Source organism: Vibrio sp. 2092, assembly GCF_033339635.1.
GTDB lineage: Bacteria > Pseudomonadota > Gammaproteobacteria > Enterobacterales > Vibrionaceae > Vibrio > Vibrio alginolyticus.
The window spans coordinates 20,313-30,904 of the sequence record NZ_JAWOUY010000035.1 but is presented as its reverse complement, the minus strand read 5'-3'; the positions used below and the strand labels follow the sequence as shown (position 1 = coordinate 30,904).

The following is a 10,592-nucleotide window of genomic DNA, read 5'->3' as shown; positions in this document are numbered from 1 at the left end:
AGCGTTCAATCTGAGCCATGATCAAACTCTTCAATTTAAGATTTTGTTCGGCTCAATGAATACTGAACATTACATAAAGTAATGTTTGAATTGACTGTGCTGAATCCGAAGATTCAATGGTCACTTCGCTTCATTGAAACCTAATTTGATACCGAAGTATCGAATTGGATTATCATCAACGAGTGCCCACACAGATTGATAGGTTCTTATTTTTAAAGAGCTTTTCTAACATTTTCAGCAACTTAGTTGCTCGTCGTTAGGGGTGCGTATCTTACTTCACACCGTGAGAGAGTCAAGCATTTTTTTCAAATTTCTTTTCTCTCAATTCCGACTCGCTGTGTGACTTTCGTCTCACTCCGTGTCGGTGGATGCGCAGTATAGGGAGTTGAGAAATTAGTACAAGCGTTTTTTGCAAAAAAACTTTCAACCGAACAAATAGCAATCACTTTGTGTATATACAAAGCGATCTTGGCTATTTTCTCTCATTTAAAAGGATCTTTCCTCAAGAAAAAGGGCGTTTCTACCTGAATTACGATCTTCAAATTTGATGCAATTGAAGCAAATGATCTTCACTCAACGCGCTTTTTCTCTTCGTCCTGCTGTATAAAAGATAAAAAAAGAGCAGAACGATGACGAACCGCTCTTTGGTCTTTGCTTTTTACTTGGGGTACTTCAGGTGAAGTCTTGGAAATTGCTTCTTCTATATAGAAGAAAAGATCAGAGCATCCTTGCCCTTCTCTTTTACGACAGATTAGCTAGGGGTATATCTAAATGTCGTGGTTGTTCGATGACACATTGAGCTCGTAAGAGTGGAGCATGCTTGCATTCCCAATGGCGTCATCTTCGAGAGGAACTTAGTTCTTCAATACTTTTACGGTGTAGCTACCATCTTTTTGTTGGTACAGACCGTGGATGTCGGTTTCGAAACCAGGGTAATGCGCACCGATCTCACAAAGCATCTCTAGGAAGTCCAGCACTGGGCGAGACTCTTGAGTCACCATTTCACCAGGAAGTACTAGTGGCACACCTGGAGGGTAAGGAAGGATCATGTTCGCACTTACGCGACCAACCATTTCTTCCAGTTTAATTTCTTCTACGTTACCGCGAAGCTCTTCTTGCCATGCTGCGTGTGGTGTTACTTTCATTTCTGGAAGAACATCGAACGCTTTATACATTAGCTCTGGTAGGTTGTATTTCTTAGTTAGGTCGTGAATTGCTTGTGCTAGTTCTTGAACGCGCATGCCTTCATAGAAGCTTGGGTCTTCGTTGTATAGTGAAGGTAGGAAGCTCTTGATGGTTAGGTTCAAGTCGTAGCCACGTTTAAATTCAGTTAGGCCGCGTAGCAATTGCATTGCTTTTGATTTGTCGATACCGATTGAGAATAGGAACAACAAGTTGTATGGACCTGTTTTCTCTACCACGATGCCGCGCTCGTCTAGGAATTTAGCCACCAGCGAAGCAGGAATACCTGATTCCTCTAATTCGCCTTCTTTATTCATCCCTGGAGTCAATAGCGTTACTTTGATTGGGTCAAGATACATGTGGTTGTCATCCATGTTCTTGAAGCCGTGCCATGTATCGCTAGGGTCTAGTTTCCAACATTCTGTGGTATCGATGTTTTCTGGTTGCCATACATCGAAGAACCAGCTGTCGCTTTCTGCTTCTAGACGTTTGATCTCTTTACGGAAGCGGATTGCGCGATCGATAGAGTCTTGCATTAACTTCTTACCAGTGTTGCCGCGCATCATTGCCGCTGCAGTTTCAGTAGAAGCAACAATGCCGTACTGAGGTGAAGTTGAAGTGTGCATCATGAATGCTTCGTTGAAAGATTCTTTATCAAAGTCACCTTTCACGTGAATCATTGAAGCTTGTGAGAACGCTGCCAACAGTTTGTGTGTTGATTGTGTTTCGTAGAACACTTTGCCTGGCATCGCTTCACCACTCATACCACATTTACCTTCGTAAATTGGGTTGAAGTTAGTGTAAGGCACCCAAGCACTGTCGAAGTGAATGTGTTTACAATCTAGCGACTCTTTGATGAATTGTGTGTTGTACAGCAAGCCATCGTAAGTTGAGTTAGTCACTACTGCGTAAGTTGGTGCTGTTGCACCTGGTGTTTTCGCCACTTTCTCTGCAATGACATCGCGGCTGAATTCGCTTTGTGGAATACCACCAAGGATACCGTATGCGTTACGAGTTGGGCGGAAGTAGATTGGTGTCACGTCGCTCATCATCATTAGGTGAGTCAGAGATTTGTGACAGTTACGGTCAATCAGTACTGTGCTGCCCGCAGGTGCTGAGTACATGCCAACGATTTTGTTCGATGTAGACGTACCGTTAGTTACGATGTACGAGCTGTCTGCATTAAATGTACGTGCGATGTATTCTTCTGCATCTTTATGTGGACCTGAGTGGTCTAGTAGAGAACCTAGCTCAGGCATTGAGATTGATACGTCCGCTTTGAATGTGTTTGGACCGTAAAAATCGTAGAAGATGCTACCAGCAGGGCTTTTCTGGAATGCAGTACCGCCCATGTGACCTGGAGTACAGAAGGTGTATTTACCTTCTTCTACGTATTTGAATAGCGCTTTAGTGAATGGAGGCATGATGGCATCTTTGTATGCCTCAGTCGCTTGGTTGATTTTGATAGCGATGTCGTCAGCCATACCTAAAGCGTACTCGAAGAAGCTCACGTTTAGACGTAGGTCTGTTAGTGAAATGTCTAGAGTAGACTGTTCGTTAGCAAATGCGTGAACAGGCAGTTTTTCGTTGATTTGGCTGATACGTTCACATAGCTCAAGTGAGTATTTATCCCAGTCGAACAACACACCGCAAATGCGTGGGTTCATCTCAATCATTTTGATCAAGTCTTTATCATCTACTGGGTAAACCACTTCGTAGCCCGCTTTCTCAAGAGCAGCGTGAAGTTGACGAACTGGCTCTTCTTTAAAGAACACACCCATGTGGTTCAAGATAGCGAATATATTCATTTGGACATCTCCAAGGCGAATGAGGGCGCTCTTTGCCATTTACAGGCAATGAGTAAGGTGAGCGCCGCGTGAATTTGGGTTTTATGGGCTGGCACCGTAGTGCCAGCGTTTTGGGGATTAGTTGCTTGCTTGGGCAGGCATGTCTTCAGCGTGCATTTTCACGTACTGAGCAAGACCTGCTTTTTTGCTGTAGAACATCAAGATAACTAGAGACACGATGAAGGTTGCTGTTAGCGTACCGCCCTCTGCACCTGCTAGTGCGATGAAGCAGAACAGACAAGCCACACCAGAGAACAGCATTACGAAGCCGTTGCGTGTTGTCATACCTTCGAAGCGAATCAAGTTAATGCTTGAGTAGAAGTAAGGCAGCATTGTTAGTAGAACTGCGTCAGTCGTTAGCTGGTTGAACAGGTCTGATGCGTGTGCTGTTTTAGAGCTGAAGAACATCAGTACAACCATCAGTGCAGTCATCTTGATTGACGCAAGGATTAGACCTTTCTTAGGCACACCGTTTTTGTCAGTTTCGCCGTAGATTTTAGGGAAGTTGCCATCGCTTGCTGCACGTTTACCAGCCTCGCCCACCAGCATCATCCAAGAACCTAGCGAAGTGAAACATGCTAGTGCTGTGAATGCTGATACGAATGGTGCAGTCCAGCTACCGAATAGCTCAGTGGTTGCCAATGCAAATGGCGCACCTGATGCCGCAACTTCTGACGCTGGGAACATGCCGCTGATCATTTGAGTTGATAGGATGTAAATCACACCTGCGATACCAGTACCTAACATAGTTGCTAGTGGTACAGTACGTTTAGGGTTTTCTACCATACCCGTCGATACCGCTGCTGATTCCACACCTACGAATGACCATAGACAGATAAGAACCGCTGTTACTACCGCGTGGCTGTCAGTGCCTGCTGATACGTTCCAGTTTTGGCTGTAAAGCGCAGTATCGAAGTGCGTCCAACCAAATGCAGCTGTACCAACAACTGGGATAAGGATAAGAACTAAACCAAGCGTACATAGACGGCTTACCCAGCTACCACCAAGTAGGTTGACGAAAGTGAAGATCCATACCGATGCAATCGTCGCAATACCTGCTGGAATTGGGTTATTAAGCACAGGGAAGAATACTGAAAGGTAAGAAACACCTGTAATGGCAATAGCCAGGTTACCAATCCAGTTCGCGTGGTAATAAAGAACGCCCGTTTGGAAACCAAATACCGGAGACACTTCGCCAGCATAAGCGATAGGACCACCTTCTTGTGGGTTTTTGGTTGCCAGACGAGCGTAAACGAACGCCAGACTCAGTGCACCGACCAAACAGATCAGCCAACTGAAGATTGAAACAGAGCCTACAGAGGCAAGACTAGAAGGTAATAGTGCAATACCACTACCCATCATGTTACCGGCTACGACACCCGTACAGGCAATAAGGCCGATTTTTTTCGCATTCGATGACATAACATCTCCAAATCTATTCTACTCGAGTCAACATGACTCAAACTGAATGGTTATTAGCGAGATGCTATGAGGAGGAACCTTCTCGACCTCGCTAAATTTCGAAGTGAAGACTACGCCCAAAAATCGGGAAAAAAATAAACTTGGTGTTATCAATAAAATGATTAGTTCATCAACATCAAGTTGAGATAAACATGATAAACACAAAAATATAAAACTATATTATTCATACAGTTATAAGAAAAACATCAAACCTTCTACCGATAGATAAACTCTCATCAACTCGTTGGTCATCGCGATAAAAGTTATCAACCTCTATCAACTTCCCCATCCCGAAGGGTTAATTCCCTGAAGTGTTGATTCCATAAATCTCTCCCTGATCGCGCTTTTTGACCCACATCAATATTCATCTCGCCTGCAAGAAAGCATCAAAATCATTCTCGCCACATAACTCAGCCAGACACTTCATACAATCAATAGAGATAGAGAAGCGGGTATGTATTCCCATTGCAAGCTTGCGTTGTTAGCTCCTTCGTAAGTCATTGCCCCACCGCCTCACCCTTTTCACTTTTCGGCAGCGACAAAAAAGCCCCTCACCGAAATGAGGGGCTAGCATTAGACTGACGTTGAGTCCGAGAGAATTAAAGCATTCGAACGACAGAAGGGTGAACGGCGCGATACATGGCGTAATCAATCGCCTTCATGTTACTTGGGAAGACCAAGTTTTCGCACAGCAGGTACGTCTCAACCGACGTATCAATATAGAAAGCTTCACTGTAAGACTCACTGGCTAAATCCAGATCACCATCCAATTCGGCGTGCTTACCGCGAATCACATAGGAAAGCACTGAATCACGTAACCTCAATGCCTGTCCGAGATGCCGCTTGGCTAACGCCATGTCACCAATGATGGTTTCGTGCAGTGCTAAAGCTTCATAAATTCGCGGTTGAATTGGTCCCACCATCATTTTCACATTAGTCTCTAGTGCTTCACTGAGCTGCTGCATTCGCCCTTTCTTCAACTCCTGTGAGAAATCAAGTGCCTTTTGTACATGGTAAGCAATCAACAACTCAGCTTGAACGTAAGCATTATCCGGCTCGATTTCTAAAATGTTTTCCATCAAGTCGATACCTTGGCGGAATTGTTTAGTATCAGAGACATTAAGGTAATGGTTAGCCTGAACAAACAACTCCAACGCGTCGGGATTCATTGGCATTCCCGCCACCAGCATCGTAGATTTCAATTTGGCATCCGATACTTTCAGCACTTGCATCAAATCCAACGACGCTTGTTGAAGCACTGTCTTTAAATGACTACTGGTTAACGCGTATTGACGACTAAACAACACTTTCTCAGATGAGTTATTGCGATATTCCACCTCTAAAAAGCTGCCACCGTCATTCTCACGAACTCTCACCACAACCGATTTACCAGGCACAATACCAGAAGTAAACGACGCCTTCTTTAGCATGACTCGGTAATCACTGACTTGAGCAATGTCGGACATCAACTTTTGGGCGAATCCGTCTGCCAAATCGTAGCTTAATCCTTCATTCGTAAAATTATCTTGAAACTTGAACTCAATCAGATGGGTATCGATGGCTTGGGTAATACGCACTTCCGACTGCTTGTAGGTAAACACGCCCATCACTACGACCAACATACTGATCCAGATGAAGTTCATAATTCCCAATCGCCAAGGGCTGATTTTGTTTTTGCTCTGAGGTGCTTTTTTCTCTTTTGACATCTCACAGACTGCGCGAGTTAGAGGACCGGCAGGAAAGGTAACGGCTGGTGCTATAGGTAGACAATCCTCTTCCGATTCTTCAACAGAAGGTGGGATCTCTTCATTTTGCCGACTTGTGACAAACTCTTCATGCGTCATAGTAACCACGTTCGCTACCAGCTTATAGCCACGCTTGGGCACCGTGATAACGTAGTTGGTATTTTCCTCTCGACCGTCACGTAGTAGCTTACGCAACTCAAAGATGGATTGAGTCACCACTTGATCGGTCACAATCGCTCCAGCCCAAACGTACTGAATCAATTCCTCGCGGTTGAACACCTCATTCGCATGCTCCGCTAAGAAGTGCAAAAGATTAATTAAGCGTGGCTCAACAGTAACTTCCCTATCTTGTCGATACAGCTTATTTTCATCAACGCTCAAAACCCAGTCATTGATTTGAAAATAGACTCCAACCATGTATGAAAACTCTCGTATCTACAGACAGCGTTACGCTAGGAATCAGACAATGGTCGATTCCTACAAGTAACTAAAGGCAAGATTATAGGTGGGAAAGCAGCATGTACCTAGAAAAGCAAGTCGCCAAAAATGCAAACTTAAGTTAAGTGATGCAAGAATGAGACTACTCAAGTGCGGCAAGGATAGAGCAATGTGTGGCGTCATCGTCTGTATGACCACAACAAGCATCATTAATCTTCTTTAACGCTCGGCGAATTTTCGTCAGCTCGTTAATTTTCCCATCAATCAGCTCTAACTTGGCAGAAGTAATGGCTTTTACCTCTGCACAGCTGTGTTCTGTCGCTTCTAACTTAATTTCTAACAGGTCTTTAATTTCATCCAGACTCAAGCCAAGATCTTTACCTTTGAGGATAAAGTGCACCTGCTTTTGATTCTCTTCATCATACAAGCGATAGCCTGACTCACTTCGTCCTGCGGGTTTTATTAGCGCGTTTTTCTCGTAGAAACGCAATGTATCGGCAGTCACACCACAACGTTTTGCCAGTTCACCTATCTGAAACATAACTTTCCCTATTAACTATCTCGTTACTTTTAAAGCTAAAGAACGACTTTTTTGCAATTATTTTTGAGATGCCAAACGATTGCGCGAGCTTTTTTGTAATAAATTGGTTAGAATACGCGCCATCAAATGTGGAGACTGTTTTCTAACCAGAAAACACCCTGCAAAGGTCTTTACCAAAACTGGCCAATATTTTACCCCAAGAGGTAAAAACAAGTTCATTTTTGGCAAACATCTTTAACTCCGTGAATTTGAGGAAAATGGAAGCATGAATAACGCTCGTCCTATTCGCCGTGCGCTTATCAGCGTATCAGACAAAACAGGTATTGTTGAGTTTGCGCAAGCTCTTGCTGAGCGCGGTGTCGATATCCTATCTACTGGTGGTACAGCTCGCCTACTTGCCGAACAAGGCATCGCCGTAACCGAAGTCTCTGACTACACTGGTTTCCCAGAAATGATGGACGGCCGCGTTAAAACGCTTCACCCAAAAGTTCACGGTGGTGTGCTTGGTCGTCGTGGCCAAGATGATGACGTGATGGAAAAGCACGGCATCAACCCTATCGATATGGTTGTCGTAAACCTATACCCATTCGCAGAAACCGTTGCCAAAGAAGGCTGTACACTAGCCGACGCTGTTGAAAACATCGATATCGGCGGCCCAACAATGGTTCGTTCTGCAGCGAAAAACCACAAAGACGTGACTATCGTTGTTAATGCAGGTGATTACGGCCGCGTAATTACAGAGATGGACGCAAACGACAAATCTCTCACTCTCGAAACTCGTTTCGACCTAGCTATCGCAGCATTCGAGCACACAGCATCTTACGACGGCATGATCGCAAACTACTTCGGCACTATGGTTCCATCTTACGGTGAGAACAAAGACGGTGATGAAGAGAGCAAATTCCCTCGTACGTTCAACCAACAGTTCGAGAAGAAGCAAGACATGCGCTACGGTGAGAACAGCCACCAAGCAGCCGCATTCTACGTTGAAGCAAACCCACAAGAAGCATCCGTTTCTACTGCTCGCCAAATCCAAGGTAAAGCCCTTTCTTACAACAACATCGCAGACACGGACGCAGCGCTTGAATGTGTGAAAGAGTTCAACGAGCCAGCATGTGTAATCGTAAAACACGCAAACCCATGCGGTGTTGCTCTAGGTAAAGACATCCTAGAAGCGTACAACCGTGCTTACCAAACTGACCCAACATCTGCATTCGGCGGCATCATTGCATTCAACCAAGAACTGGATGCTGAAACAGCAACCGCTATTGTTGAGCGTCAATTCGTTGAAGTGATCATCGCACCTTCTGTTTCTGCTGAAGCGATTGAAGTGGTTGCCGCGAAGAAGAACGTACGTCTACTTGAGTGTGGCGAATGGACAACGAAGACAACTGGCTTTGACGTGAAACGCGTGAATGGCGGTCTACTGGTTCAAGACCGCGACCAAGGCATGGTAAGCCTAGACGACCTAAAAGTGGTTTCTAAGCGCCAGCCAACAGAAGAAGAGCTAAAAGATGCACTGTTCTGCTGGAAAGTAGCGAAATACGTGAAATCTAACGCGATCGTTTACTCGAAAAGCGACATGACTATCGGTGTAGGTGCTGGCCAAATGAGCCGCGTTTACTCTGCGAAAATCGCAGGCATCAAAGCTGCAGACGAAGGTCTACAGGTTGAAGGTTGTGTAATGGCATCAGATGCATTCTTCCCATTCCGTGACGGCATCGACGCGGCTGCAGAAGCGGGCATCAAGTGTGTTATCCAACCAGGTGGTTCTATGCGTGATGACGAAGTTATTGCAGCAGCAGACGAACACGGCATGGCGATGATCTTTACCGGTATGCGTCACTTCCGCCACTAATCCTCTCGTCTTCACTGGGACGATAACTGCGTTGACGGCGTTCACTTATCCTAATCACATAGCATACTATGCTCATAGGAATAAGTTCACTTGTCGCCTTGTCCTCGTCCCACTGAATTAGAGAGGCCATACTCAGGTCTTTGCGAAATATCTGAGTTTGAGCAAACGGTATTTATAAGATTAAGGATTTTCATATGCGAGTTTTAATCATTGGTTCAGGCGGTCGTGAACATGCGCTAGGCTGGAAAGCAGCGCAAAACCCAAATGTTGAGACTATTTTCATTGCTCCAGGCAACGCAGGTACAGCACTAGAGCCAAAACTAGAGAACGTAAACATCGATGTAGAAGACATCACTGGCCTTGTTGCTTTCGCCAAAGAGAAGGCGATTGAACTGACTATCGTTGGCCCAGAAGCACCATTGGTTATTGGTGTGGTTGATGCGTTCCGCGAAGCGGGCTTACCAATCTTTGGTCCTACCCAAGCCGCAGCGCAACTTGAAGGCTCTAAAGCGTTTACCAAAGACTTCCTTGCTCGTCACCAAATTCCAACGGGTGCCTACGCGAATTTCACTGAAATCGAGCCTGCACTGGCTTACGTGCGTGAGCAAGGTGCACCGATCGTGGTGAAAGCCGACGGCCTTGCAGCTGGTAAAGGCGTGATTGTGGCAATGACGCTAGAAGAAGCTGAGGACGCAATCAAAGACATGCTAGCAGGCAACGCATTTGGTGATGCTGGTAGTCGTGTCGTTATCGAAGAGTTCCTAGATGGTGAAGAAGCAAGCTTCATCGTGATGGTGGATGGTGAGAACGTTCTGCCAATGGCCACCAGCCAAGACCACAAACGCGTAGGCGACAAAGATACGGGTCCTAACACCGGTGGCATGGGAGCATACTCTCCAGCTCCAGTGGTGACACAAGAAATCCACAACCGCATCATGGAAGAAGTGATTTACCCAACAGTACGTGGCATGGCCTCTGAAGGTAACCCTTACACTGGTTTCCTATACGCGGGTCTGATGATCGACAAAGACGGCACTCCGAAAGTAATCGAGTACAACTGCCGCTTCGGTGATCCTGAGACACAACCTATCATGATGCGCATGGAATCGGATCTTGTTGATCTGTGCCTAGCGGCAATCGACGAGAAACTGGATCAAGCGGAATCGAAGTGGGATCCACGAGCATCGATTGGTATCGTGTTAGCAGCCGGTGGTTACCCAGCTGCATACAACAAAGGCGACGTAATTTCGGGTCTGCCACAAGTTGAAATTGAAGGCGAAAAAGTCTTCCATGCTGGTACAGATAACAAAGATGGCGACATCGTGACAAACGGTGGTCGTGTTCTTTGTGCAACCGCACTTGGCAACAGTGTATCAGAAGCGCAGCAGCGTGCTTACGAGCTTGCAAAACAGATCCGTTGGGATGGCATGTTCCATCGCAACGACATCGGCTACCGTGCAATTGCACGTGAGCAAGAAAAATAAAAACAACATGAGTTGGCTAAAAAACAAAAGGCGCAC

Annotated in this window: 6 protein-coding genes; 2 read left to right on the top strand and 4 right to left on the bottom strand. The window is 45.5% G+C overall.

Annotated elements, in window-relative coordinates; translation table 11 throughout:
- Positions 1 to 854: 854 nt before the first annotated feature.
- The 4 genes from R7P80_RS29030 to zntR all read right to left on the bottom strand — a co-directional run bounded on the left by R7P80_RS29030 (position 855) and on the right by zntR (position 7,214).
- Entirely contained in the window at positions 855 to 2,990 is a 2,136-nt protein-coding gene (locus tag R7P80_RS29030) for a lysine decarboxylase CadA (protein WP_005451159.1), read from the bottom strand.
- A 117-nt stretch (positions 2,991 to 3,107) separates the two neighbouring features.
- Positions 3,108 to 4,451, bottom strand: a complete 1,344-nt coding sequence (gene cadB, locus R7P80_RS29025; RefSeq protein ID WP_017635552.1) for a cadaverine/lysine antiporter — start codon at positions 4,449 to 4,451, stop codon at positions 3,108 to 3,110.
- A 638-nt stretch (positions 4,452 to 5,089) separates the two neighbouring features.
- Positions 5,090 to 6,652: a lysine decarboxylation/transport transcriptional activator CadC gene (gene cadC / locus R7P80_RS29020; RefSeq protein ID WP_005382530.1), complete on the bottom strand. Its 1,563-nt coding sequence runs from the start codon at positions 6,650 to 6,652 to the stop codon at positions 5,090 to 5,092.
- Between the two features lie 163 nt (positions 6,653 to 6,815).
- Positions 6,816 to 7,214: a Zn(2+)-responsive transcriptional regulator gene (gene zntR / locus R7P80_RS29015; RefSeq protein WP_005382529.1), complete on the bottom strand. Its 399-nt coding sequence runs from the start codon at positions 7,212 to 7,214 to the stop codon at positions 6,816 to 6,818.
- Between the two features lie 265 nt (positions 7,215 to 7,479).
- Here zntR and purH point away from each other — a divergent pair, with 265 nt between their 5' ends.
- Together purH and purD are read left to right on the top strand one after the other, a co-directional pair.
- Positions 7,480 to 9,072 carry a bifunctional phosphoribosylaminoimidazolecarboxamide formyltransferase/IMP cyclohydrolase gene (gene purH / locus R7P80_RS29010; protein ID WP_053303479.1) on the top strand — a complete coding sequence of 531 codons (1,593 nt, stop codon included), beginning with the start codon at positions 7,480 to 7,482 and terminating at the stop codon, positions 9,070 to 9,072.
- 194 nt (positions 9,073 to 9,266) lie between these two features.
- Positions 9,267 to 10,556: a phosphoribosylamine--glycine ligase gene (gene purD, locus R7P80_RS29005; protein WP_017635550.1), complete on the top strand. Its 1,290-nt coding sequence runs from the start codon at positions 9,267 to 9,269 to the stop codon at positions 10,554 to 10,556.
- The last annotated feature ends 36 nt before the right edge of the window (positions 10,557 to 10,592 follow it).